The sequence below is a fragment of the Polyangium jinanense genome, from assembly GCF_028435265.1.
In the GTDB taxonomy this organism is placed as follows: Bacteria; Myxococcota_A; Polyangia; order Polyangiales; family Polyangiaceae; genus Polyangium; species Polyangium jinanense.
In genome coordinates, this window is the sequence record NZ_JAGTJK010000012.1 from 219,905 (window position 1) to 245,648 (window position 25,744).

The window sequence follows — 25,744 nt, forward strand, 5'->3', positions numbered from 1 at the left end:
GGTGTCGAGGCTTCCCTGCCGGCGATGGGTTGGGCTAGAATCCCGCCATGGACGTCGCCACCCTGATCGCGCGGCAAGAACGCGGCGAGTCGCTCGAATTCCTGTTCTTCTGGGGCCATACGCCGAGCGAGGAAGGGACGCTTGGACCTTTCATTTTGAGCCAATGGTATCCCGCGCCGTTCGTCGTGCGCGGGCAGAGGTACGCGGCCGCCGAGCATTTCATGATGGCCGAGAAGGCGCGGCTGTTCGGGGACGAAGTGACGCGCGCGAAGATCCTGGCGACGGAGGATCCGGGCAAGGCGAAGGCGCTCGGGCGCGAGGTGCGTGATTTCGACGAGGCGCGGTGGCGCGAGCACCGGTTCGGGATCGTGGTGGAGGCGAGCCTCGCGAAGTTCGGCCAGAATCCGGCCCTCGGCGAATGGTTGCTTCGCACCGGATCGAAGATCCTCGTCGAGGCGAGCCCGCGGGACACGATCTGGGGGATCGGGCTCGGCGCGTCGAATCCGCGAGCGACGGACCCTCGGGCGTGGCGAGGGCTGAATTTGCTGGGATTTGCGCTCATGGAGGCGCGCGAAGGGCTTGCCGGCGCGGCGCCTCCTCGATAGGCTCGGCCCCCGAGACGACGTGCGCGGCCGATGAGTAGCGACAGCGAGATGGAGCTTCCGGTCAGGGCGGGCGACGTGATCGCCGGGAAATACCGTGTCGATCGGGTGCTCGGCGTGGGCGGCATGGGCGCCGTCGTCGCCGCCGAGCACACGGATCTCGAGCAGCGGGTGGCCATCAAGTTCATGCTCGAGGCCGCGGCCAAGAACGAGGTCGGCAAGAAGCGCTTTTTGCGTGAGGCGCAGGCCGCGACGAAGCTCCGGAGCGAGCACGTCACGCGGATGCTCGACTTCGGCACGCTCGACGACGGCGTGCCGTACCTCGTGATGGAGCTGCTCGAAGGCAAGGACCTCGACGAGATGATCCGCGCCGCCGGCAAGCTGCCGATCGAGGAGGCGTGCGAGGTCGTGCTGCAGACGTGCGAGGCGCTCGCCGAGGCGCACGGGCGCGGCATCGTGCATCGAGACATCAAGCCGGCGAACCTGTTCGTGACCCGGCGCGCGGATGGAAGCCCCGCGGTGAAGGTGCTCGATTTCGGAATCGCGAAGCACCAGGATCCCGCGGCGCTCGACGGCACGGCGCTCACGCGTAGCAACGCGCTACTCGGCTCGCCGATGTACATGTCGCTCGAGCAGTTCCGGGCGGCGCGTGAGGTCGACGCGCGCAGCGACATCTGGTCGATTGGCGTGGTGCTGTACAAGGCGCTCACCGGGACGATGCCGTTTGTCGCCGATTCGCTCGGCGCGCTCATCATGGTGCTGATGACCGAGGATCCCGAGCCGCCGGGGCAACGCCGGGAGGACCTGCCGGCCGAGCTTGGCGAGGTCGTGCTGCGTTGCTTGCAAAAAGACCCGGCCGATCGCTTCCAGAGCGTGGCCGAGCTCGCGGATGCCCTCGCCCCGTTCGTGCCCGAGCGGTCGAGGGCGCTGCTCGATCGCATTCACGCGCACCTCGCCGGGCCGCGCGCGCCGCAGAGCTTGCCGCCCGAGGCGCCGGCCGGGAAAACGGGTCATCCATCGCCCGGACAAACGACGGGTGCGTCGCTCGGGAAAAAGGAACGTTCGTCCGGAGGAACGACGGGCGAAGGGGCGCGGCCGAGCGGGGGAGGCGAGCGGCTGTCGACGCAGGCGATGGGGAAGACGGCCTCGACGTGGTCGCAGACCCAGATGGGCGCGCCTCATCGGTCGGGAAAATGGTTCGTCCTGACAGGCGCGGTTGCTTTGCTCCTGGGAATCGTGGGGACGCGGCTGCTCGGGGGCCGCGAGGAGAAAACCATGACCGCGGAGCCGCCGCGGCCGCCGGCCATCGAGACGCCTGCGCCGGCCGTGACCCTGGCGCCTGCGCCCAGCGCGACCGTCGCGCCCCCGCAGACCGCGGAGACGGCCGCCGCGCCCCCGAGCACGTCCGCGGCGCCTTCCGCGAGCGTGGCGGCGCCCAAGGTCGCGGCGCCCGTGAAGACCGGCACGACGAAGCCTGCGGCGACCGAGACGCCGAGCGCGGCCCCCACGACCGGACTGGTCCCCGATTTCGGAGGCCGGAAGTGAAACGCGCCGCCGGGTTTTTCCTCGCCGTGGCGCTCTTCGGCGGGGCGCGCCCCGGGGTTGCCCAGCAGGGCGACGTGGCCGCGGCCGAACACCTCTTCAAGGAGGCGCTCGCCCTCATGGAGAAGGGCGATTACGAGCACGCGTGTCCACGGCTGGCCGAGAGCCACAAGCTCGATTCGGGCATCGGCACGTTGCTTTATCTGGGTGATTGTCAAGAAAAACTAGGTAAGTTCGCGACCGCGTGGGCTACGTTCCGCGAGGCGGCCGACGCGGCGCGCCGGGCGGGCCAACCGGACCGGGAGAAGATCGGGCGGACGCGGGCCGACGCGCTCGAAGCGAAGCTCTCGCGCCTCGTCATCGAGGTGCCGGATTCGATTTTGCGTGATGGGTTCGTCGTGCGTCGTGATGGGCTGGAGGTAGGGTCCGTCCTGTGGAACACCGGCGTGCCCATCGATCCGGGCACGTACAAGATCGAGGCGACCGCGCCGGGGAAAGTGCCGTATTCGACATCCGTGGTGATCGAGCGTGGATCCGCGACGACGACCGTGATGTTGCCGCCGCTCGAAGACGCGAAGGTCGAGCCGCCGCCGGCGAAGCCCTTGCTCGAGCCCGTGAAATTGCCGCCGCCTCCGCCGCCCCCGCCGCCTCGGCCGAAGCCCAAAGGGATCGGGCCGCTCGGGATCGTGGGCATTGCGGCGGGTGGGGCGGGCCTGCTCACGATGGGCGCGTCCCTCGGCGTGGGGCTCGCGGCGCGCGCGCGGTTCGACGAGGCGGCGCCTTTCTGCGACGCCACGTATTGTGATCGGGAAGGCGTTGCCATTCGGAAGGACGCCAAGGATCTCGCGGGCGTCGGGACGGCGATCTTCGTGCCTGGCGCGGTCCTCACGGCCGCGGGCGCCGCGCTTTTCGTCGTCTCGCTCGCGACGCGGGGGCCGTCGGATGCGGCGCCCAAGGCGAGCGTGACCTTGACGCTCGGACCCGGGGGGATCTTCGCGCGAGGGAGCTTTTGATGCGCGTTCGTCCTGCCAACCTTGTTCTCGTCCTCGGGGCGCTCGCGGGCGCGACGGGTTGCGCCTCGGTTTTTGGCATCGAGGAGGGCGTGTTGCGCCCGAGCATCGAGGTCTCCGGCTCGATTCGCAAGGATACGACGTGGTATGCGGATCAGACCACGATCCTGACGGGATACGTGGTGGTCGAGTCGGGCACGACGCTCACGATCGAGCCGGGCACGCGGATCCTCGCCCACACGGAGGGCGGGATCCTCGTGAGGCCAGGCGCGCGGATCGTCGCGCGCGGCACGAAGGAGGCGCCGATCGTGTTCACGAGCGCGGCGACCGAGCGCTCCGACGGGGATTGGCGCGGCGTCATCCTCTGTGGGCGCGCCCCGATCAATGGCGCGCCCAGCGGCCGAAAGCTCGATGTCCTTCCTCCCGGCATCAATGCCACCTGCGGCGGGACGGCGGAGGACGATAGCAGCGGCGAGCTCCAGTTCGTGCGGATCGAGTTTGCGGGCCGGAACGACGGCCTTTCTGGCTCGCCGGGCGGGTTCCGCCTGGAGGGCGTCGGGAGCGGCACGGTCGTCGAGCACGTGCAGGTGCACCGCACCGAAGACGACGCCATCGATCTGCGGGGCGGGACGGTGTCGGTGAAGCACATCCTCGTCACGGGGTACGAGGACGACGGCTTCGACTGGGCGCTCGGCTGGCGTGGCAAGGGTCAATTCATCGGCGTCGTGATGGGCGACATGCAGGGCGACACGGGCATCCAGGCCGGTCAGGGCACGAGCGATTCCGAGGTCGACGGCGCGGGATCGGCGCCTTCGGATCCTTTGCTGTACAACGTGACGCTCGTGGGAATGGCCGACCAGTTCGGGCCGAACGTGAAGCTGCGGGGCGGGACGCGCGGGCGGATGTTCGACATGCTCGTGGCGAACGCGGGGGACACGGGCCTGGCCATCGACGAGACGCCGACGCACGAGAATGCGAACGCGGGGCTGCTCGACATTCGCCATTCGATCTTCGCGAACGACGACAATTTCGAGGACGGCGAGGCTGAGTTCGCGGAGTCGGACTGGGCCACGGAGCCGGTGCGGAACAATCGCGCTCTGACGCCGGACGAGAGTGGTTTGCCGCTGTTCACGAACGGCCCGGTGTATCTGTCGCTCGTGAGCGGGGCGAAGGGGCTTTCGGGAGCGATTGCGCCGCCGGACGACGGGTTTTTCGATCCGACCGCGCTCTTCGTGGGCGCCTGCGGCGAGGTGTGCCCGGATTTCGAGGGGTGGACGGCCTTTCCGGATCGGTGAGACGTGGTAGAATGCGGGCATGTCGGATCCGGCTCGCGCGTCGAAACGTCCGAAGACCTGGGAAGACCTGGCGGATTTGCCCGAGGGGGTTGTCGGGGAGATCGTTGGGGGGGAGATCGTCCTCCTGCCTCGCCCGAGCCCGCCGCACGGGCGGGCGCAGGCGAAGCTGCATGCGAAGATTGGCGGCGCCTTCGACCTGGGCGAAGGGGGGCCAGGCGGGTGGGAGATTCGCCCGGAGCCCCGTATCCGGTTCGGGGAAGAGATCCGCGTACCCGATCTGGCAGGCTGGCGGATCGAGCGCTTCGAGGAGCCGCACGAGGGCCCGTTCCTCGTGGCCCCGGACTGGGTTTGCGAGATTCTCTCGCCGAGCACGGCTCGCTCCGATCGGACAGCAAAGCTCAGGCTTTACGCTCACCACGGCGTCCGCCATTATTGGATCATCGACCCAGAGTTGCAGACGCTCGAGGTCTACCGGCTCGAAGGCAAGTTATGGGTTGTCGCGGCGACATTTGACGGGGATGTGCGCGTCCGCGCCGAGCCGTTCGAAGCGATTGAAATCGATCTTTCCCTGCTCTGGACGCCTCGTCCGCCCACCCCTTGACCCTCACCCCCGCCGATACATCACATCCGTCCGGAGCACGTATTTCGTCCCCTCGATCACCGGCGCTCCTCGGTGGTACAGCGAGTGCGAGAACACGAGCGCCATTCCGCGCCGCGGCTCCACGCGGATCTCGTCGTCGGTCACGTACATGAAATCGGTCGTCCCGCCGACGCAGTCTTCATTGAGGTAAAATATCAACGTCAAGAGGCTCTGCTCCTCCGGCGTGCGGAGGAACGCGCCGTCCCGGTGCCAGTCGAATTGCTGGCCCGGCGTGTAGCGGTAATACCGGAATCGCTCGTTGAGCCCCACGGGGCGATACGCGCCGAGCTCTGCCGGCACGTGCGCCGCGACCCGCGGCCAGAGCTCGGCCGCGAGGGCCGGGTCGTCCTGCATCACGCGCCGGTTGTTGCGGACGTCCTTCGCCATCACGAACTTGTTCGGGCCCACCGTGATCGGCGCGTCCGTGAAGCCGTGGGCCTCGGCGCGCCGGATGAGGTCGTCGCACTCGGCGGGGGCGAGGACGTTCGAGAGCGTGAAGAGCTCCTTGCCGGTCGCGAGCCGGCGTTTCTCGATGGCGTTCATGCCGGACACCATGCGGCCGCGCCGGGCGGCTGAACAGGGCAGAACCGGGCAGGAACCGGGCGGGGCCGGCGGTGGACAGGACGGCCCGCCGGAAGGATGATGCGCAGGCGAATCGAATGGCGCAGCGGTTCAACCACGAGGCCTTGCTGCGGGCACGCCTCGAGCTCGAGCTCACCCAGGAGGAGCTCGCTGCCTCGGTCGGCGTGGACGTGCGCACGTACCGCCGGTACGAATCCGGCGAGGTCAACGAGGGCGGCTTTTCCATCCGGCAACCCGCCCGGCGAAAGCTCATCGAACGGCTCTCCGCCGAGCTCGGGATCGCCGCCGCGGACCTGGTGATCGACGCCGCGCCCGAGCCTCCCGCGCCCGCGCCGAAGCTTTTTCCGCCCGAGCACGTGCACACGCTCCAGCGCGCGCCGCATTTCGTGGGGCGCGAGGAGATCCTCGACGAGCTGTGGGCATGGGCTTCGGCGCCCGAGAAAGGCCAGACGCCGGGCGTGGTCGCGCTCGTGGGCGTGGGCGGCGCGGGGAAGACGGCCATCGCCGAGCGGCTCGTGACGCGGATCGGTGATGCGCCGCGGCACGGCGGGCTCTTCGTATGGAGTTTTTACGATGACGAGCGCACGGAGGCATTTCTGGCCCACGCCGTGCGGTATTTCGCGGGGGCGGAGGCGCAGGCCGGGGAGCGGCTGGAGAAGCTGCTCCTCGCGCTCGGGAGCGGGCCGCCGCATTTGCTCGTGCTCGATGGGCTGGAGACGGTGCAAGCCTCGGGCGGGGCCTCGCGCGCGCACGGCGAGCTCGAAGATCCGCTGGTGCGGCGCCTGCTCGTCGCGCTCGCTCGAGGGCTCGGGGCGGCGCGGGCGCTCGTCACATCGCGGTTTTTGCTGGGGGACCTCGCGCCCTGGGCAGACGCGGGCGCGCGCACCGTGCAGCTCGGGCCGCTCCCGCCGACCGACGCCGCGCGTTTGCTCCGGTCGTGGGGCGCGGACGCGGATGGCGAGGCGCTCGCGCGGGTCGTTCGTGCCTCGGGCGGGCATGCGCTCTCGCTCGCGGTGGCGGGCTCGTATGCGGGGGCGTTTCTCGGCGGCGATTTGCGCCCGCTCGATCCGCTCGATCTCGCCGAGGCCGCGCGCGACGATCCGCTGGCGCGGCGCCTCGCCCGGGTCCTCTCGGCGTATGCGGCCGCGTTGCCCGATGCCGAGCGGGATCTCCTCGCGCGCCTCTCCGTGCTGTCGGCCGGCGCCGACGAGGACGCGCTCCTCGCGCTCGCCTCCGCTTCCCCCCGTGTCGCGGGCGCGCTCGCAGGAGCCTCCGCCGAGAGCCTTCGCCGCGCGCTCGCCCGTCTCGAACGGCTCGGGCTCGTGTTCCGCGCCGGCGGTGAGCCGCCGCGTTGGTCGTCGCACCCGTTCGTCCGGGACCATTTCCGCGGATTGCTCCCGGTCTCGCCCTCGGCCGTGCAGGCGGCGATGAGCCCGCCTTCCGAGGGCACCTTGATCTTCGCGCCCCGGCAAAAACCCCGGGACCGCGGCCGCCTCGACGCCATCGAAGACGTTCTCCGGACCCTCCTTGCTGCGGGCCAGCCGACCGAGGCATACAGGGTGTATTCGCAAACGCTAGGCGGTTTCTCGCACCTCGGACTTGTGCTCGGAGAAATGAGTCGTGGTGCACGAATTTTACGAATGTTTGGCGAGACAACCAATCCGGGATCACCCGCCGCCTCGCTTGCATGGAGCTATCGTCTCGCGTTGCTCTACGAGCGCGGGCTGTATGCGGGAGCGCTCGGGGATCTCGCGTTCGCCAGGCGTTCCTACGAGGAGCACAACACGCTGATCGAAGGGGCGTCCGAGCTATCACACCTCGTTACAGGTATGCGCACGTTGGCATACACGGAGCGGCTCGCCGGAACGCTTTCGGCGGCGCGGGCGCATGCGTCGCGGTCGCTCGTTATCGCGGAGTCGGCCGGCCTCGGCGCGCACATGGCCCGAGGAATCGCGCTTTACGCGTCGATCGCGCACGACCTCGGGGACATCGAAGCCGCGCGCGCGGGTTTTTCGCGGCTCGCGGCGATGGGGGATGCGCGTGTGGCGCGGCGAGGGCTCTGGGAGGCGGAGCACCTCTTCGCGCTCGGGCAGCGGGCGGAGGCCGTGCAGATGACCGAGGCGAACGTCGCCGCCTGCGAGCGCCTCGGCTGGGCCGGGCACGCGGCGCAGGGGCACGTGCTGCTCGGGCTCGCCGTGGTGGACGAGGATCCGGCGGAGGCGTCGCGTCGGCTCGCGGCGGCGCGGGCGTGGGTCGCCGTCTCCGGGGAAGTGGAAATGGCAGCGCGCGTGCACGAGCTGACGGCGCGGCTCGCGCTCGCGCGAGGGGCGTTGTTCGAGGCGGCGCGGGAGGCGCTCGCGGGGGAGCAACTCGCGGAGGCATGTGGGCTCGGTTTGTTCCGGGCGCGGCTCCTCGCGCTCGGGCTCGAAATCGCGCTCGCGCGGGGTGACGACGGGATGACGGTGCGGGCCAAGGACGCGCCCGACCGGGTGCTTGTCGAGGACGCCTGGGGGCGCGCGGACGTTTTGCATTGGGCTGGGCTCTGTCTTTCGAGCGTGGGCGTAGCGGAGATTGGCAAGCGGTATCTCGAAGAGGCGCTCGTTTTGCGGGAGCGGATCGGTCATCCCGGGTGCGATGCGACACGCGAGGAGGTGTGTCGACGTTGATGTCGTTTTGTCTCGTACGGAGGCAAATCGTGGCGTATCGGAGCGTGCCAGGATTCACAAGCATCCAGAAAGGCAACTATTCTTGTAAGGCCCCCGGATTGTCGACGAGTGCCCGTAACGAGCGGTGTACCCACGCCGAGCCTTTTGGACACGACGAGCGCGCCCGGCGCGGCGTCGGCCCTGAACCCACGAAACGCCCAGCGCCGCCACGATCCGAAAAATCACCGGGGCTCACCAAGTCCTTTCTCCATCGATGGAGGAACCCATGAGACGTCTCGCTTTCGCGGCGCTTTTGACTTCGATCGTCGTGGCACCGGCCCTCGCTTCCGCGAACCCTTCCAGCGCCACACGCCCCTACAGCTTGCAATACGCCACGTCGCCGTCCCAGGTCTGCATGGACGCGACCTACCTCTCGCAGGCCTCCGCGCACGTGCAGAGCGCGGTGAACGCCGGAACGATCGATGGGGCCGTGCTGCTCGTCGCGCGTCACGGCAAGGTCGTGCTCCACAAGGCGTTCGGCAAACGCGACGGAAACTTCGCCGGCCCTGTCGCGCAAAACCCGTCGATGCCCAAGGACGGCATCTTCGATCTGCAGTCGATCACCAAGATCTTCACAGCGTTTGTCGCGATCGATCTGTACGATGACGGCAGCCTCGATCTCTCCGATCCCGTAGCGAATTACCTGCCGGAGTTCGCCACGCCCGAGAAATCAGGCGTGCTCGTGGCCGACCTCGTGCGGTTCACCTCGGGCCATTCGATCGACGCCGCCGCGTCGCTTTTGGGTGATGCCGATCCCTGGAGCACGATGCTCGCCGAGAGCCTCGCGTACACACCGAGCACGGCGGTGCTCTACAGCGACATCGCGTATCGCCTGCTCGGTCGCGTCGCCGAGGCGGCCGGCGGCGCGCCGCTCGACGTGCTCGTGAAGAACCGGATCACGAGCCCACTCGGGATGAAGGACACGGCGTGGCAGCCGCTCGTGAACATGCCGTCGAAGTCGAGCCGCTTCGTCGGCACGGGCTACTCGACGCTGCGCGAGCCAAACGGCGCGCCCCGGTACATGCGCGGCGAGGTGGCCGACGAGCAGGACTACTGGATCGAGGCGGACGGGCACGGCGTGACCGGCTGTGACGGCGCCTTTTCCACGGCGTGGGACCTCGCGCTCCTCGGGCAGATGTTTCTGAACCGCGGCGCGCGCGTCGTGGGCAATACGAGTTACGGCTACTGCACGCCGTGGATGTGGACCTGCGGCATCGACTTGCTCGCGTCGCCGACGCTCGTCGAGGGCACGATGTTGGTCCAGTCGACGGACGCCTACGGCGCGCCGCTCGGCATCTACGGCGTGACGTCGAGCTGGCTCGACGATCTGCTCTTCGCGAACAAGGGCCACGGCTGGGAGCTCGCGGACACCGTGCCGGGGGCGCACGTCGTGACGGGTCTCTACTCGTCCCCGTACGCCGCTTCGAAGATCGGCGCCGCGGGCACGTTCCTCACGGTGGACCCGGATCCTTCGCGTGACCTCGTGATCGTTCTCCTGACGAACTACGGCCTTCCGCCGCTCGCCGGGCCGGACGGCATTCAGGTCGACGCGAGCGGGAACCTCATCTGGCCGGGCTACGAGGGCATGCTGAACGGCATCGCGCCGGACGTCGTGAACGACCTCGTGCAGCTCTCGATCACGGGGCCGTGACAAACGCCCGAGGGGGCGAGCGCCGCGATTTCGGCGCCTCGCCCCCTCGTTTCGTCTCAGGGTTTCACTGCGGAACGGGGTAGCAGCACCCGGTGATGCAGGTCTCGCCGGCCGGGCAGGGGTCCTGGCCGGGCTGACCGCACTTCTCCACGCCGGCCGGGCAGAATTGCTCGACGCAGCCGGGCGGAAGGTTCGGCTTGCCGATGCAGACCTCGCAGACCTCGCACGTGTTGAGGCACGCTGCGACCTGCGTGCAGGGCTTGCACTTCGACGGGTCGTTCAGCGTGTTCGCGTTGCAGCTTCCCGTGCCGGCCGGGTTCTCCGAGCCGAGCCAGACCTTGTAATTCAGGCCGGGCAGGGCGCAGCAGCCGAAGCAGTCGCAGCCGTTCGGCGTGAGCGGGCCGCAGTAATCGTGGCAGACCTGCGATTGCGACTGGTTGGCCTGGGAGCACGACCCGCTGTAGCCCGGGATGCTCGCGTTCGGGTTGTACGCGCACTGGCTGCCCTCCGGCGGGTAGTTCGGCGCGACCTCGAGCGGATCGCACTTGTGGCTCCAGTAGCAATCGTCGTTGCCCTGGCCAGTATCCTGATCGAAATAACAATCGGACTTGCAGGGCGAGTTGTTCTGGCCGGGGATGCCGCCGTAGAAGCTGTCCTCGGTGTTGTCGCAGGGGCCGAGGCACTGGTCGTCGGCCGAGTCGGTCTTGCAGTCGCCGTCGTTGTCGATGCAGTCGCCGCAGGCGTACGTCTTGCCCTGGCAGGTCGCGACCTGGCAGAAGTTGCCGCAGCCGCCCTGCGCGGGATTGCACGTCTCGCCGCAGCCGCAGAGGTTGTTGTTCGGCACGCCCTTGCAGGCGTCGAGGATCGGGTCGCAGACGTCGTCCGTGCAGTTGACGCCGTCGTTGCAGACGGGCGGCGCCGAGGCCGGGTTGCAGCCTGTGGCCGAGCAGGTTTCGGCACCATTGCAGAAGACGCCGTCGTCGCACATGTAGTCCTGCAGGTAATGCGCGCAGGTGCCCGAGGGCTCGTTGCACTCGTCGTACGTGCAGGCGACGCCGTCGTTGCAGTTGACGGGCGGGCTGTTCATGCAGCCGAAGAGCGGGTTGCACGTCTCGACGCCGTCGCAGGCGAGGCCGTTGTTGCAGTAGTTGTTGTTCGGCGTGTTCGAGCACGCGCCCGTCTGCGGGTCGCAGGTGTCGACGGTGCAGGTAATGCCGTCGTTGCAGGTGACCGGCGCGCCCGCCTTGCAGACGACGTCGCAGTACTCGGTGCCGTTGCAAGCGTTGCCGTCGTCGCACTGGGCGTTCGTCGTGCAGGGCTGGGCCGTGGTGCAGCCGCCGACGAGCGGGACGCAGAGCTCGCCCGCGGGACACTTGGTGCTGTCGGCCGAGGAGCTGCAGGTGCCCGACGGCTCCTGACAAGCCTCGTTCGTGCAGGCGATGCCGTCGGACGGGCAAACCACGGGCGAGCCCGCCTTGCAGCCGGTCACGGCGGCGCCGCCGGCCGGGTCGCAGGCCTCGACGCCGTTGCAAGCGAGGCCGTCGCTGCAGGCCGCGTCGTTCGGGGAGAACACGCACTTCTGCAGCGCGCTCGAGCAGCTATCGGCCGTGCAGGAGAGGTTGTCGTTGCAGACGACCGGGGCGCCGGCCTGGCAGCCGAGGCCGACCTCACACGTCTCTTCGCCGGTGCAGAAGTCGTTGTCGTCGCAGGCCGCGTCGTTCGGCGCGTGCGCGCAGGTGTCGTTGGCCTCGCTACAGCTATCGGAGGTGCAGGCGATGCCGTCGCTACAGTCGACCGGCGTGCCGGGCTTGCAGCCGGCGACCTTGTCGCAGGTCTCGGCGCCGTTGCAGAACGCGCCGTCCGAGCAGTTGCCGTCGTTCTCGACGTGCTTGCAGCCGCCGCTGGCCTGATCGCAGAAGTCGTCGGTGCAGGCGACGCCGTCGTCGCAGTTGAGCGGCGTCCCTGCCTTGCACCCGAGCACGCCGCACGTCTCGACGCCGTCGCAGGCGATGTTGTTGTCGCAGAGCGCGTTGTTCGGCGTGTTCGTGCAGCCGTCGAACTGCTCGTTGCAGGTGTCGACGGTGCACGAGATGCCGTCGTCGCAGGGTGGGCCGGAGCTCGGCGTGCACCCGGTGCCGGGCGCGCCGTTTTCGGGATCGCAGATCTCGTCGCCGTCGCAGAACAGCCCGTTGTCGCACATCGTGTCGGTCGGCACGCGGATGCATGCGCCGGACACGCACGCGTCCGCGGTACACCCGATGGCGTCGTCGCAGTCGGCGTTCGTCACGCACGCGGGCTGGCCGCCCGAACCGCCGGTGCCGGGCATGCCACCCATGCCGCCGCTGGCGGGCATGCCACCCATGCCACCGCTGGCGGGCATGCCACCCATGCCGCCGCTGGCGGGCATGCCACCCATGCCGCCGCTGGCGGGCATGCCACCCATGCCGCCGCTGCCGGCCATCACGCCACCTGCGCCGCCGATGCCGCCTGCGCCGCCGATGCCGCCAGCGCCGCCGATGCCACCGCTGCCGCCGGAACCACCGATGCCACCGGAACCACCGATGCCGCCGCTGCCACCGTTGCCGCCGCTGCCGGCCATCACGCCGCCAGCGCCGCCGATGCCGCCGCTGCCACCGTTGCCGCCAGCGCCGCCGTTACCGCCGTTCCCGCCGGAGCCGGCCATCATGCCGCCGATGCCGCCGCTCCCGCCGGAGCCGGTCGTGCTCCCCGTGGTTGGGGTGGTCGCACCGTCGCCACAGCCGATCGCGGCGACCGCCACCCACGCGAACCAATGACGTCGTAATCTTCGCCGCTCCAGCATCGCCCTCTCCATGCAAGAAGCCGTCTGAACGCCACAGCGTAAGCGAAAAACTTCAACGTCGGAGGATGGTAAATGTTGTTACCACTCCATCCGTCCACGGTTGTTGCTAAAACTACATGTTTGGTGATCAGGAACACCTGGCGCGCGGGTTCGGGCCGGGGGCGTACGTGCTGGGCGCGACGCTCTCGACGCCGCGGCGGCGCTGGGCCAGAAGGGCTCGGATGCAGGAGACTCGTCCGGGGATCCCCTCCCGGCTCCTCGATCCCGCCTTCGTTCGCGAGCTCGAGGTGCTCAGGCGCAGGCTCGAGATCCGCGCGCGATCGGGCGCCTCGGGCGAGCACGTGGCGCGACGGCGCGGCGGTTCGGCGGAGTTCCAGGAGCACAGGCCCTACAGCCCCGGCGACGACCTGCGCCGCATCGACTGGGCCGCCTACGCGCGCACCGACGAGCCCGTGCTGAAGCTCTTCCGCGCCGAGGAAGACGTGATCGTGCGGCTGCTCGTGGACACGTCCGCGAGCCTCGATTTCGGCGAGCCGCCGAAGTTCGAGGCGGCCTGCCGCATCGCCGCGGCGTTCGGGTACATGGCGCTCGCGGCCTCGGAGCGTGCGCAGGTGATCTCGGCCGGGGAGGGGATTCAACGCGAGGAGACGCCGGTGCGGGGCCGGAGTGGTCTTCCGGCGTTGCTCCGCGCCCTCTCCGGGATCACGCCGCGGGGTGGGACGGACCTCGCGCGGGCCATCGATCGGCTGATACAAAAGAACAAGCGTGCAGGGATGCTCCTCGTCGTCTCCGATTTCCTCGACGGCGGGCCGCTCGGCCCCGCGCTCACCCGCGCGGCCGCGGCCGGGCACGATCTCGTGCTCGTGCAGGTCGTCGCGCCCGAGGAAATCGAGCCTTCCTACGAAGGCGACTGGGCCCTCGAGGACGCCGAGACCGGCGCGGTCGTCGAGGTGACCATGGATGCCGCGGCGATCGAAGCGTACGTGTTGCGTTTCGCGGGTCTCTGCGAGGAGCTCAGGCAATTGGCGAAGCGGCTGCGCGCGACGTACGTGCGGGTTCGGACGGACGAACCCCTGGAGAGCGCGATCCGGCGGATCGTCGCCAGGAGCATCGACTGAATGTCCTCGCCGCTCGATCTGCTCGCGCCGAAAGGGCTCGCGCTCCTGGGGCTGCTCGGCCCGCTCGTGCTGCTCTACATCCTGAAGGTGCGGCGGAAGAGGAAGCGCGTCGCGTCGACGTGGCTGTGGGCCTCGGCGAAGCGGGACCTCATCGCGCGTTCGCCGTTCCAGAAGCTCATCGCGCAGGTGCCGCTCATCCTGCAGGCGCTGGCATTGCTGCTGCTCGCGTTCGCGCTCGCGCGGCCGGCGACACGCGGAAGGGCGATCACGGGGGATCACCTCGCGATCATCGTGGACGCGAGCGCGTCGATGTCGGCGCAGAGCGCGGCCGGCGCGGAGACGAAGACGCGGATGGAGCTCGCGCGCAAGGTCGCGGAGGACATCCTGTCGTCGCTCGGTCCGGGCAGCGACGCGCTCCTGCTCGAAGCGGGGCGTGATGCGCGCGTGGTGGCGCCGCTCGATCGCGACGCGGTCCGGCTGAAGGCCGCGCTGAAAACGCTGCGCGTGCACGACGTGGAGGGCGACCTCGGCGCGGCCGTGGCGCTCGCGGTGGATCGGCTGCGGCAGCTCGGCGGATCGCGGCGGATCGTGGTGATCACGGACGGCAATCTCGCCGCGCCGGCGGCGCTCGCGGGAGCGTCCTTGCCGATCGAGGTGATCACCGTGGGCACGCCGGTGGAGAACGCGGCCATCGTGCGCGTCGACGTGCGGTCGGGGATCGAGCCGACGCTGAAGCGCGAGCAGGTGCAGGCGTTCCTCGTGATCGCGAACTTCGGCAAGGCGCCGCGCGAGCTCTACGTGACGATGCGCGAGGACAACGCGTCGGACGTACTCGCGTCGCGGAAGATCCTGGTCGCGCCGGGCGAACGCCAGGCCGTGGTGCTCGACTTCCTGCCGGCGCCCGGCGACTACCGGCGTGGGCTCATTTTCGACATCGCGCCGCACGACGCGATGGAGGTCGACGACGCGGCCTTCGCGCGCGTGCCGGCCGGGGACAAACTCCCCGTGGCGTACGCGGCGCCCGATACGCAGAAGATGTCGCCGTGGATCGAGCGGGCGATCCTCAGCGATCCGGCGACGACGCTGAAGACGCTTTCGGTGACGGAGCTCGCGCAGCCGGCCGCGGTCGAGATGGACGCGTTCGTCGTGGTGGAGGGCGCGTGTCCGGACTTCGTGCCGGGCGGGGATCTCCTGATCGTCGCGCCGCCCGCGGGTCGATGCTTCGGCACCGTGGTCGGAAGGACGCTCGAAGCGCCGTCGATCACGTCGTGGGAGAGCGGCGACGCGCGCATGCGGTTTCTCTCGCTCGACGGTGTCTCGATCTCGCGCGCGGCCGCGCTCAAGCCCGAGGGCCCCACGCAGGAGCTCATCCGTACGCAGGACGGCACGATCGCGACCGACATCTCCACGCCGACGCGCACGGGCACGCTACTCGGCTTCGACGTTGGCGACAGCGACTGGCCGCTCAAGGCGAGCTTCGTGCTCTTCATGCGGAACCTCCTCGAGCAAGCGCGCATCCATCGCGCGCACGGCATCACGGGGCCCGCGCGCGCCGGCGAGCCCTTGCGCGTACGCCTGCCCGCGTCGGCGAAGGACGTCGAGGTGAAAGGCCCGACGGGCGATCGGCTCGACGTGTCGCTGCGGAACGGGCTCGCCGTCGTGCCGGAGATCTCGAAGGTCGGCCTCTATCAACTCTCGTGGCAAGGCCCCGAGGGCGGCGCGCTCGTGGCCCCGGCGAACCTCACGAGCGCGGCCGAGAGTGATCTCGGCAGCGTCATGGCCCCGGCCGGAGCGGGCAAGGACGAGATCAAGGTGACGGCCGCGGGCACGGAGCCCGACGCGCACAACGAGTGGAGCTGGGTGCTCGCGCTCGTGGCGCTCGGCTTCGTGGTCTTCGACATCTGGTACCTCACGCGCAAGCCGCGCCTCGCGCCCGCCGCCGCGCCCGCTGCACCGAAGCGGCCGCCGACGCCGGAGAGGAGGGCCGCGGCGTGATTCCGAGTCACTTGCGCCCGTACGTGCCCTTCGTGGTCGTCGGCCTCGGCCTGCTCGTGTTCGTCCTGATCGCCCGGTGGGTGATCCGCGAGGCGGGCCTGACGAAACGCAAGATCCTGCTCACGGGGATGATCGTCGGCGCGCTGCCGGCGCTCTACGTGGGCCTCGTCTGGACGGGCCTCGTCCCCGGCGGTTACCTGCGCCTCGCGCGGCCGCAGATCGCCCTGCTCGCGCTCGCGTCGACCATGTTCGTCGCGTACCGCATGGCGACGGGCTGGACGAACCAGGGCCCGCTGCGCACGCGGCTCGGCGATCTCCTCGCCCAGCTCGCGACGTTCATCGCGGCCATGGCCGCCGCCGGGCCCGAGCTCGGCCGTCCGCTCGATCGGCTCACCGTGCTCGTCGCGATCGACCGCAGCCGCTCGATCGACCTCGTCCCGAGCGCCGAGCAGCGCATCAAGCAAGAGCTCGCGGTGGCCGAGCTCGGCATGCGCGAGGAAGATCGGATCGGCACGATCATCTTCGGCGCGGACGCGGCGACGGAGGATCCGCCGCGGCCGAAGTCGGACCTGCCGGCGCCGCAACGTGTCTCCATCGGGCGCGACGGGACCGACCTCGGCGCGGCGATCCGGCGCGCGCTGGCCGAAGTGCCCGCCGACAGCGCCGCGCGCATCGTGGTGCTCTCGGACGGCGTGGCGACGCGCGGCGACACCATGGCCGCGGCCGCGGCGGCCGTGGCGGCGGAGATCCCGGTCGACGTGGTTCCGCTCGAACAACGCTCGATCCCGGACATCCGCGTGGTCGCGTTGCGAGCGCCGACGCGCGCGGACGAGGGCGAGCCCATCGATCTGCGCCTCGTGACCTCGTCGCCGAGCCCGGCCGCGATCCAGATCCGGCTCCGGCGCGACGGCGAGCTCATCGCGGAGTCGGGCGCGAAGATCGCCGCGGGCGAGGACGTCCTGCGCATCCGCGAGAAGGCGCCCGGCCCCGGGTTCCACCGCTACGACGTGGAGATCACCGCGGCCGATCCGACGCTCGATCAATCGCCCGAGGACAACGCGGGCAGCGCTTTTATGCGCGTGCGAGGTCAGGCCTCGGCGCTCGTGCTCGACGGGGACGCGGGCAAGACGACGTTCGTCGCGCGCGCACTCGAGGCCGCGGCGTTCAAGGTGGACGAGGGCTCGACGAGCAGCGTGCCCGCGGATCTCGCGGGGCTCGTCGGCTACGACCTCGTCGTGATGGGCGACGTGCGCGCCTCGGATCTCTCGCCCGGCCAGATCGACGCGCTCGCGAGTTACGTGCGCGACCTCGGCGGCGGCCTGCTGCTCATGGGCGGCGATCGCAGCATGGGCCCGGGCGGGTACGCGCGCACGCCGCTCGAAGAGGTCTCTCCGGTTTCGTTTGACCTCAAACAAGAACGTCGCCGCGCGAGCCTGGCCGAGGTGATCGGCATCGACATCTCTGGCTCGATGGCAGCCAATGCCGGCGCGCATACCAAGCTCGAGCTCGCGAACGAGGCGGCCGCCCGCAGCGCCGCGTTGCTCGGCACCGGCGATCGGCTCGGCGTGCTGCACGTGGACACCGAGGTCAACTGGAGCGTCCCGCTCGGCCCGGTGAGCGACAAGGGCGCGATCGACAAAGCGATCCGCGGCGTCGGTCCCGGCGGCGGCGGCATTCTCGTCGACATCACGCTCGAAGCTGCGTACGCCGCGCTCGCGAAGGAGAAGGTCAACCTCAAGCACGTGCTGCTCTTCGCCGACGGCTCCGACGCCGAGCAGATGGGCCCGTGCCGCACGATGGTCTCGAACGCGCTGCGCGCCGGCATCACGACGAGCGTGGTCGCCCTCGGCAACGGCGGCGACGTGCCCGAGCTCGAGACGCTCTCGCGCCTCGGCAGCGGCCGCTTCTACCTCATCGAGGACGCAAACCGCCTGCCCGCGGTCTTCACGCAGGAGACGATCCTCGCGGCGCGCTCGTCGATCGTCGAGAAAGAGTTCCGCGTCGCCCGCAGCGCGCCTTCGCCCATCCTCTCGGGCGTGCCCCTCGACGAAGCCCCCTCGCTCGACGGGTACGTCGTGGGGATCCCGAAGGGCCGCGCGAGCGTGCTCATGACCGGGCCCGAGGGGGATCCGATCCTTGCCGTGTGGTCGGCGGGCGTCGGTCGATCCGGCGCGTTCACGAGCGACCTCAAGGATCGCTGGGGCCGACGCTGGACCACGTGGCCCGGCGCGGCGCGGCTCGTCGGCCAGCTCGCGCGTGACCTCACGCGCAAGGGCGAGGACGGCCGCGTGCGCGTCGAGGCCGACGCCTCGGGCGGTGAGCTTCACGTGCGCGCCACGGTCGTCGGCGACGACGGTCGCGCGCAGTCGTTCCGCCGCTTGATGGTGCGCGTCGCCGGGCCCGACGGGTTCGTCCGCGAGACCGCGCTCGAAGCGACGGGCGCCGGCGCATATGCCGCCTCGATCCCGCTCTCGCGTCCCGGCACGTACATCGCGATCGCGAAGGACGAGCAGTCGGGCGACGTCGTCGGCACGGCGGGCGCAGCGCTCACGGCCGGCGAGGAGCTGCGGCCCACGGGCTCCGACGCGGCGCTGCTCGGTCGCATCGCGGACCTCACGGGCGGCAAGCGCCGCGACACACTCGCGGGCATCTTCGGCGACCGCGCCGCGCGGCGTTTCTCCTACCAGGACATCACACCCCTCCTGATCGCGATGGCCGGCTTCGCGCTCCTCCTCGCGGTCGCGGCGCGCCGCTTCGCGTTGCCGGAGCCCGTCCTCGCGTGGGCTGCGCGCGCGCGCGCCGCGCTGCAACCGAAGCCCACGGAGGCCCACGCGGGCCCCGATCCGCGTTCGCCCGACGCCGTCGTCGGCGCGCTCCTGCAAGCGAAAGAGCGCGCCGCTCGCGAGCGCGCCGCCCGCGAGGCCCCACTCCCCGCGGCGTCGGCCGCCACGCTCGCGCAGCCCTCCGCGCCGACGCCGCACGCGCCTCCACCGGCCGCCGCGAGGCCACAGGCGCCGTCCCCGAGCGCAGCCCCGCAACCGCCCGCAGGTGCGGCGCCGCCCGCCGGCCCGCCGCAGCCCCGCGCGCTCACGGCCGCCGAGATCCTCCTCGCGCGCCGCAAAGGCCAGCCGCGCTCCTGAAAAACCGCTCTACCGAACGACGCGGTACGCCTGCGTCCAGGCCATCTTCCCGTCCGGAAGCGCGACACGCGCGCGCACCCACGTCTCGTCGCCGCGGAGCTCGTACGTCGCGTCGCCCTCGGGGCCTCGTCCCACCTTCGCGAGCTCTTTCCCGCCGGCGCCGATGAACACCACGACCGCGCCTTCTTCTTTCGGCCACACGCTCAGTTTCGTCTCCGTCACGCGGATTCGCGTGAGCGTCACGCCGGACGACGAGTAGAGCCGCCCCTTCGCGAGCCCCTCGCAGATGAGCGCTCGATCGGGCTTCTCCGCGAACACCTGGACCCAACCTTTCCCCGGCCGGGCCGGCTTCACGTCCGGCTTCGTCAGGCCGAGGTGATGCGCGTCGTCGACCGCCACGCCCCCGATCGACCAACCCTCGTCGAGCAGCGTGTTCCACACGGCCTCGTGGGACGGCCGCTCCGCGTTGCCCTCCGTGTTCACGTACGGGTGGCCGCTCCAGATCTCGAGGAGCTCCGCGCCGCGCGTCACGCGCACGTCGTCCAGCGTGAGCGCCCAGTCGAAGTTCGGGTGGTTCACGAGCGCGACGCCGCCCTGCTCGTGCACGCGATTGAGCCCGTGCAAGAGCGCATCGCGCTTCGCGTTGAACCGGCCTCCGCCGATCGTCTTTTTCGTGCAGAGGCCGTTGATGTGGACGGGTTTGCCCTCGGCCCACATCGTCACCTCTTCGCCCGCGATGATCACGAAGCCCTTGCGCTCGAGCGCGGCGAACGTCTCGGGGCTGACGCGGTTGTCGTGATCGGTGAGCGCGAGGAACGCGTAGCCGTGGCTGCGATACCAGGTGTAGACGTCCTTCGGAGAACGATCGCCGTCGCTCCACTGGCTGTGCGTGTGGAGGTTGCCGCGCTGGAACGTGGTGACGTCGAGGGTCTCGGCGAACTTCGGCGGGCTGAGCTTGGGCGGGTCGATCTTGATGTTCAGCGTGAGCGGCGCCGCGATGGCCGTGGGCTCGGGAGGGACGCGCGTGAACGCGACGGCCGCCGCCACGCCGATCGTGACGACCCCCACGCCGAGCGCGATCCAGCGAAACTTGCCCGTCTTCGACCGCATCGGCCTTTCCTTGCCCGCGAGGATAGCTCCATACGCCGCGCGGGCGGAAGCGCCCCGCGGCGCGCCCGCTCAATCGAGGACGAGCCTGACCTTCACGGAGACATCGATCCCGTCCGTCGGCCACGCCAAAAAGTTCGGGTTCGTACGGCCGGTCCACTCGACGCGGACCTTCTTGCCGTCCTCGAAGAAGGGACGAATGTCGCCGTCGTGCAGCACGTCGAGGATCACGTCGGGCTCCTTCGCGGGGAACTCCGACTTCGAGACGAGCGGCGTGCGCCCCGTCGACGTCACCGCCTCGCCGAGGATCTCGTCGACGAACGTGATGTCCTCCGCGGGCGGCGCCACGGAGATACGCACGAACCCGAGCCGGGCCGCGCCGTACGAGTTGACGTCACTCTCCAAGGTGACCTCGTTCCACCAGAAGAACGACCCGTCGACCTTGGGAGTCACGGTGAAATTCGCGTCCACGTCGTACTCGCTTACGACGGACGAACACCCGAACGTGCCCATGGCCATCGCAGCTCCGACGAGCAAAGCCCACCGCGCCCCGCGCCCCTCGCTGCCCACCCTGTGCCCCGCGCCTGATTCGATGAAGCCATTCATTCTGAAAAGGTAGCACGCCCGCGGCCTGGATCCCGCTCCGCGGGGCGCGCACCCAAGGGCGCACGAAACCGCGCGTCCAAGGGAACACCCTCGGCCGGGCAGCGCCTGGGGCGCCGCGGCCTGGGGCATTCAGACCGAAGGAGTCGTCGCGCATGGCCACGATGCAGGAGGGCGCCCTCCTCTTTTCGTTGAAGTACCTCGCGCGCCTGGAAGAGGCGCGCGTTCGTCCGGAGAACGAGGCCGCAGGAAGGCTCGGACCCGAAGAGGCGGCGCGTCACGCGCGCGAGTCGTCCTCGATGCACGCTCGGATCGAGGCCGAGCGCCGCGCGCGCATGGACGCCGAGCGCCGCGCCGAAGAGGCGCGCATCGAGGCGATCCGCATCGCCGCCGTCGAGCGCGCGCGCGCCGAGGCCGAGGCGAACGCGCGCCTCGAGGTGATGCGGATCGTGGAGGCGCACGAGCGCGCCCTCGCCGCGCTGAAGGAGGACAAACAGAACCAGCGCCTCGGCCGCGCTGTGCGCCTCGGCGCCCTCGGCTCGATGGTTCTCTTCGCCGCGGCCTTCGGCTTCTACTTCGGCAAGATCAAGCCCGACGCCGAGGCCCAGCTCCGCGCCCAGCAGGCCGCGATCGCCGCGGCCGACGAGGAGGCGTCGCGGCTGCGCCAGAAGCTCGCCGAGCGCGACGCGCGCATCAAGGAGGCCGAGCGCGTGCTCGGGGCGCTCGCCCGGCCCGCTCGCTAGCTAGATCGAATAATCCTGCACGAAGAGCTTCGCGTCGCGCAGGTTCACGAACACCTCTTCCCCCTCCGCGAGCCCGAGCTCGGCCACGCGATCCTTCGTGAGCTCCACCGTGAGCGGCTGATCGTCGTCGAGCTTGAGCTCGATCCGCACCATCCAGCCGACCCGCACGAGACGCTCCACGCGCGCCGTCGCCACCTCCACGCTGCTGCGCTGTTCCACGCGGCTCGTCACACCCACGAGCTCCACGTCGTGCGGCCGGACGAACGCGCGCACACTCGTCCCGTCCCCGGCGCCCGGCGGCGCGTGCACCGCGAGGCTCCCGAGCGCCGCGCGCCCGCCGCGCACCTCGCCTTCGAGCTCGTTGATCGACCCCACGAACCCCGCCACGAACGCCGTCGCAGGTCGATCGTAGATGTCCTCCGGCGTGCCGATCTGCTCCACCTTGCCGCGGTTCATCACGATCACCCGATCGGCCACGCTGAGCGCCTCTTCCTGGTCGTGCGTGACGAACACCGTGGTGATCGCGCGCTCCTCGTGCAGACGCCGCAGCCATTCGCGGAGCTCGAGCCGCACCTTCGCGTCGAGCGCGCCGAAGGGCTCGTCGAGCAGGAGCACGCTCGGCCCCGGCGCGAGCGCGCGGGCGAGCGCGACGCGCTGCCGTTGCCCGCCCGAGAGCTCGTGCGGGTACCTCTCGCCGAGCTCCGCGAGCCGCACCAGCGCGAGCAACTCGCTCACCACGCGATCCACCTCCGCCCGCGACTTGCCCCGGATCTCGAGGCCGAACCCCACGTTCTCGCGCACCGTCATGTGCCGGAACAGCGCGTAGCTCTGGAACACGAAGCCGATGTTCCGCTCCTGCACCCGCACGTCCGTCACGTCGACGCCGCGCAGAAGCACGCGCCCTTCGTCGGGTGATTCGAGCCCCGCCAGGATCCGCAGCACGGTCGTCTTGCCGCCGCCGCTCGGGCCGAGCAGCGCAACGAGCTCGCCCGCTCCGATCTCGAACGACACGGCGTCGACCGCCCGTCCGCTGCCGCCGGGGAAACGCTTCACGAGATCACGCGCCACGATACCCACGAGCGCCTACCCTCCCGCCTTCGCGCGCGAGCCGCGCTTCTTTCGCACCATGTCGAGCAGCAAGAGAAGCCCGATCGACGCGAGCGCGAGCACCGTTGCCACCACGTACGCGCCGCGATCGTCCCGATCTTCGAGCGCCCGGTACACGAACACCGTCGCGGTCTCCGTCTGCCCCGCGACGCCGCCTGAAACGAGAAGCACCGCGCCGAACTCGCCGATCGCGCGCGCCATCGTCAGCGTCGCGCCGTACGCGAGCCCCCATCGAATTCCCGGAAGTGTGACCCGAACGAACGTGACGAACGGCGAGGCCCCGAGCGTGTACGCGGCGAGCTCCTGATCCGTGCCCATCTCTTCGAGCACGGGCCCGACCTCGCGCACCACGAACGGAAGCGTCACGAACGCCGTCGCCATCGCCATCGCCGGCCAGGCGAACGCGACCTCCACGCCGAGCGCATCCGTGATCGGCCGCAGCAGCCCGCCCTTGCCGAAGAGCGAGAGCAAGACGACGCCCACCGCGACCGGCGAGAGCGCGAACGGCACGTCGACGAGCGCGTTCAGGAGACGCTTTCCCACGAACCGATCCCGCACGAGAACGAACGCGAGCGCCGTGCCGAGGGTGCCATTCACCACGACCGCGAAAGCCGTGAGCTTGGCCGTCATCACGAGCGCCGAGAGCACGTCGGGCCGCGCCAGCACCTCGGCGAACGGCCGCAGTCCGCCGCCCAGCGCGCCGCGCAGGAGCGAGGCGACCGGCACGAGCACGAGCGCGCCCACGTAGAGCACGGCCGCTCCGATCAGGAGGGCACGCACGCGCCTCCGTCCGCCGCCCGCTCGCTCAGCCATGCGCGCCCCGCTGCCGCGCCGAGACCACGAGCACCACGCAGAACGAGATCGTCACGAGCACGAGCGACATCGCGCTCGCCGCGTGCACGTCGCCAGACTCCACCTCCCCGAACACGTGCACGGCCGCGGTCAGCGTACGCCGCGGGATGTTACCGGCCACCACGACCACCGACCCGAACTCGCCGAGGGCCCGCGCGAAGCTCTGCAGCGCGCCCGAGACGATGGCCGGCGCGATCGCGGGCAGCGTCACCCGCCGGAACGTCGTCCACTCACTCGCGCCGAGCGTGAACGCGGCCTCCTCGTCGGCCCCGTCGAGCTCCATCAGCACAGGCTGGACGGTGCGCACCACGAGCGGGAGCGTCACGAAGAGCAGCGAAAGGATGATCGCCGGCGGCGCGTACACGACGCGCAGGCCCGCCGCCTCGAAGAGCTGCCCCAGCGCGGCGTGGGGCCCGAGCAGCGTGACGATCATCATCCCCGTCACGAGCGTGGGGATGGCGAAGGGCAGATCGATGAGGACGTCGAGCAGCTTGCGCCCGGGGAACTGGTAGCGGACGAGCACGTACGCGATGAGCGTGCCCATCACCGCGTTCACGGCGGCCATCACGAGCGCCGTCTCCAGCGTCAGGAGGACGGCCCCGCGCGCGACCGGGTGGAGGAGCGCCCGCCCGAGCTCGGTGAGGCCCTTCGAGAGCCCCTCCCGCGCGAGCGTGGCGACCGGCAGCGCCACCATGAGCAGGAGGTAGGTCCCCGCCGCCACGCGCAGACCGAGCTTGCCGAGGGGCTGTCTTCGCGCCCTCGACCGGCCCGTCGACCGCGCTCCGGACAGCTCTACCGTCGTGCTCAAGCGAGCGTGAGGATGGCGCGCCGCGGAGCTCCTTCGCAACGGCGATGTGAAAGTTGCATCGGAAAGCTGTGACAATGTCCGTGGTGGTCACGCGCACGGGGGTTCATCGCTCGGTTCGGGCTGCCCACGTTCCTGCCGGGAGCTTGCAAATGAGGCCGTGATCTGCAGTCGATCCGTGGGGGAGGTCTCCAGGGTTGCGGCGGCACGGCGATTCTGGTAACCACCTCGAACGTGATCGGTGCGAATGAGTGGGAACCCATACGCCATTTCATCGCATCTACCGATCGCCCTTGCCCAGACCGAGGGACACGTGGACCCGACGTCGGGCGCTCATAGCGCGACGTTCCACGGCTTGACGGAACGAGCGTAATCGCCCCCAACATGAGCCCGCCGGAAACCCTCTTCGACAAGGTGATTGCCGCCAGTGGTCTTTCGGAGGTGTTTGCCCGAGGTACCATCAAGCGCGCGTGCTCGCGTGTGGGGGTGACGGCGGAGACGATGAGCCCCTCGGAGCTCGCGCGGGCGCTCGGCTCGATCGAGCAAGCGCTTTCCGTTTTCCTGCCGCCGGATCAGAAGGATTCGCGCATGCAAGCCATCCGCGCGCTCTCGCGCGGCTGAACGCCTCAAGCCGCAGGCTTGCGCAGCGTCATCACGGGGATCTTCGCGCGGCGCAGCACGGCGGTCGCCACGCTGCCGAGCAGCGCGCGTCCGATCGCACCGCGGCCGTGCGTGCCCATCACGATGAGATCGGCCGAGATTTCGGCCGCGACCTTGCAAATTTCGTCGGCCGAACGGCCCTCGCGCAGCACGCCGTCGAGCCGGACGCCGCGGCCCCGGTGCGCCTCCAGGACAGCGTCGAGCTTGCGCTGCGCGCCCTGCCGCACAGCCTCGGCGAGCTCGGAGAGGGGGAGGTAGGAGCCGTCGGGGAAGGTGTAGACGATCAGGCTGTAGACGTGCACGGCGGTGACCGCGGCGCCGAGCTTCGCGGCGAGCTCGATCGCACGTTCGAGCGCGTAGGCCGAGGTCTCTTCGAAGTCGATCGGCACGACGATCTTCTGGAACGGCATGATTGCTCCTTGATGCGTCGATCCCGGATCGGTAAGCCTCGCGGCGTCATCGTTGGTGTTCCCAGTCTGCTCGCTCGCGAAGCTTTCCCAGCTGAAACGAGGTTTCTCGGCGGGCGTGAGCGGACACGAACTACCCTGGACGGACGCGGCCACTGCAGGGAATCGGCTAGGGAAACCGGCGTTTCCCGCGTCGCGATAGTTGCTTGCGCGTTGGGGAGCGGGGCGTTAGCCTCATGATCGCCCTAGGCCCGTTCGTCGTCGAACTCTGACAGCCCGCTTTGCTCGCGGTCGCTCGATCTGTATCGGCTGACGGTCGCTCGTCTGTGTGGTCTCGAAGCGATCCGATGCACGGCCCG

20 protein-coding genes are annotated in these 25,744 nt (G+C 70.1%); 12 read left to right on the forward strand and 8 right to left on the reverse strand.

Features of this window, described 5'->3' with window-relative positions; translation table 11 throughout:
* Positions 1-47: 47 nt before the first annotated feature.
* Genes ybiA through KEG38_RS23380 form a run of 5 tightly spaced genes read left to right on the forward strand, consistent with a single transcriptional unit; the run spans position 48 to position 5,050 of the window.
* Positions 48-605: a riboflavin biosynthesis intermediates N-glycosidase gene (gene ybiA / locus KEG38_RS23360; protein ID WP_272421979.1), complete on the forward strand. Its 558-nt coding sequence runs from the start codon at positions 48-50 to the stop codon at positions 603-605.
* A gap of 30 nt (positions 606-635) precedes the next feature.
* The gene (locus tag KEG38_RS23365) at positions 636-2,147 is read left to right on the forward strand and encodes a serine/threonine-protein kinase (protein ID WP_272421980.1); all 1,512 of its coding nucleotides are present in this window, start codon (positions 636-638) and stop codon (positions 2,145-2,147) included.
* Entirely contained in the window at positions 2,144-3,157 is a 1,014-nt protein-coding gene (locus KEG38_RS23370) for a peptidase associated/transthyretin-like domain-containing protein (protein ID WP_272421981.1), read from the forward strand. The genes KEG38_RS23365 and KEG38_RS23370 overlap by 4 nt, the downstream gene beginning before the upstream one ends.
* Positions 3,157-4,449 (forward strand): beta-helix domain-containing protein, encoded by a 1,293-nt coding sequence (locus tag KEG38_RS23375; protein ID WP_272421982.1) that lies wholly within the window; start codon positions 3,157-3,159, stop codon positions 4,447-4,449. The genes KEG38_RS23370 and KEG38_RS23375 overlap by 1 nt, the downstream gene beginning before the upstream one ends.
* A gap of 19 nt (positions 4,450-4,468) precedes the next feature.
* Positions 4,469-5,050, forward strand: a complete 582-nt coding sequence (locus KEG38_RS23380; protein ID WP_272421984.1) for a Uma2 family endonuclease — start codon at positions 4,469-4,471, stop codon at positions 5,048-5,050.
* Positions 5,051-5,053: 3 nt separating this feature from the next.
* Here KEG38_RS23380 and KEG38_RS23385 read toward each other — a convergent pair whose 3' ends face one another.
* Entirely contained in the window at positions 5,054-5,632 is a 579-nt protein-coding gene (locus tag KEG38_RS23385; RefSeq protein ID WP_272421985.1) for a 2OG-Fe(II) oxygenase, read from the reverse strand.
* A gap of 116 nt (positions 5,633-5,748) precedes the next feature.
* On the opposite strand from KEG38_RS23385, the gene KEG38_RS23390 reads away from it, so the two are divergent.
* Both KEG38_RS23390 and KEG38_RS23395 read left to right on the forward strand, forming a co-directional pair.
* On the forward strand, positions 5,749-8,337 hold the full coding sequence (locus KEG38_RS23390) for an AAA family ATPase (RefSeq protein WP_272421987.1): 2,589 nt from the start codon (positions 5,749-5,751) through the stop codon (positions 8,335-8,337).
* Between the two features lie 265 nt (positions 8,338-8,602).
* Positions 8,603-10,027: a serine hydrolase domain-containing protein gene (locus tag KEG38_RS23395; RefSeq protein ID WP_272421988.1), complete on the forward strand. Its 1,425-nt coding sequence runs from the start codon at positions 8,603-8,605 to the stop codon at positions 10,025-10,027.
* A gap of 64 nt (positions 10,028-10,091) precedes the next feature.
* Here the strand turns inward: KEG38_RS23395 and KEG38_RS23400 are convergent, their stop codons facing one another.
* Entirely contained in the window at positions 10,092-12,848 is a 2,757-nt protein-coding gene (locus tag KEG38_RS23400) for a hypothetical protein (protein ID WP_272421989.1), read from the reverse strand.
* 221 nt (positions 12,849-13,069) lie between these two features.
* Between KEG38_RS23400 and KEG38_RS23405 the strand changes: the two genes are divergently transcribed.
* The 3 genes from KEG38_RS23405 to KEG38_RS23415 are packed head-to-tail and all read left to right on the forward strand — an operon-like array spanning position 13,070 to position 19,101.
* Positions 13,070-13,966, forward strand: a complete 897-nt coding sequence (locus KEG38_RS23405) for a DUF58 domain-containing protein (protein WP_272421990.1) — start codon at positions 13,070-13,072, stop codon at positions 13,964-13,966.
* On the forward strand, positions 13,967-15,961 hold the full coding sequence (locus KEG38_RS23410; protein WP_272421991.1) for a VWA domain-containing protein: 1,995 nt from the start codon (positions 13,967-13,969) through the stop codon (positions 15,959-15,961).
* Positions 15,958-19,101: a VWA domain-containing protein gene (locus KEG38_RS23415; RefSeq protein WP_272421992.1), complete on the forward strand. Its 3,144-nt coding sequence runs from the start codon at positions 15,958-15,960 to the stop codon at positions 19,099-19,101. The genes KEG38_RS23410 and KEG38_RS23415 overlap by 4 nt, the downstream gene beginning before the upstream one ends.
* Before the next feature lie 9 nt (positions 19,102-19,110).
* Here the strand turns inward: KEG38_RS23415 and KEG38_RS23420 are convergent, their stop codons facing one another.
* Positions 19,111-20,211: a PHP domain-containing protein gene (locus tag KEG38_RS23420; protein WP_272421994.1), complete on the reverse strand. Its 1,101-nt coding sequence runs from the start codon at positions 20,209-20,211 to the stop codon at positions 19,111-19,113.
* 69 nt (positions 20,212-20,280) lie between these two features.
* On the reverse strand, positions 20,281-20,814 hold the full coding sequence (locus tag KEG38_RS23425) for a hypothetical protein (protein ID WP_272421995.1): 534 nt from the start codon (positions 20,812-20,814) through the stop codon (positions 20,281-20,283).
* Between the two features lie 152 nt (positions 20,815-20,966).
* On the opposite strand from KEG38_RS23425, the gene KEG38_RS23430 reads away from it, so the two are divergent.
* The gene (locus KEG38_RS23430; RefSeq protein WP_272421996.1) at positions 20,967-21,554 is read left to right on the forward strand and encodes a hypothetical protein; all 588 of its coding nucleotides are present in this window, start codon (positions 20,967-20,969) and stop codon (positions 21,552-21,554) included.
* On the opposite strand, the gene KEG38_RS23435 is transcribed toward KEG38_RS23430, so the two are convergent.
* From KEG38_RS23435 to cysT, 3 genes are read right to left on the reverse strand one after another with little or no spacing between them, the layout of a single operon-like run.
* Positions 21,555-22,631 (reverse strand): sulfate/molybdate ABC transporter ATP-binding protein, encoded by a 1,077-nt coding sequence (locus KEG38_RS23435; protein ID WP_272421997.1) that lies wholly within the window; start codon positions 22,629-22,631, stop codon positions 21,555-21,557.
* 6 nt (positions 22,632-22,637) lie between these two features.
* Positions 22,638-23,474: a sulfate ABC transporter permease subunit gene (locus KEG38_RS23440; RefSeq protein ID WP_272421998.1), complete on the reverse strand. Its 837-nt coding sequence runs from the start codon at positions 23,472-23,474 to the stop codon at positions 22,638-22,640.
* Positions 23,467-24,321: a sulfate ABC transporter permease subunit CysT gene (cysT, locus tag KEG38_RS23445; RefSeq protein ID WP_272421999.1), complete on the reverse strand. Its 855-nt coding sequence runs from the start codon at positions 24,319-24,321 to the stop codon at positions 23,467-23,469. Before cysT ends, KEG38_RS23440 begins: the two co-directional genes overlap by 8 nt.
* Positions 24,322-24,702: 381 nt before the next feature.
* Between cysT and KEG38_RS23450 the strand changes: the two genes are divergently transcribed.
* On the forward strand, positions 24,703-24,939 hold the full coding sequence (locus tag KEG38_RS23450) for a hypothetical protein (RefSeq protein ID WP_136927744.1): 237 nt from the start codon (positions 24,703-24,705) through the stop codon (positions 24,937-24,939).
* A gap of 5 nt (positions 24,940-24,944) precedes the next feature.
* Here the strand turns inward: KEG38_RS23450 and KEG38_RS23455 are convergent, their stop codons facing one another.
* Positions 24,945-25,388 (reverse strand): universal stress protein, encoded by a 444-nt coding sequence (locus tag KEG38_RS23455; RefSeq protein ID WP_272422001.1) that lies wholly within the window; start codon positions 25,386-25,388, stop codon positions 24,945-24,947.
* Positions 25,389-25,744 lie beyond the last annotated feature (356 nt).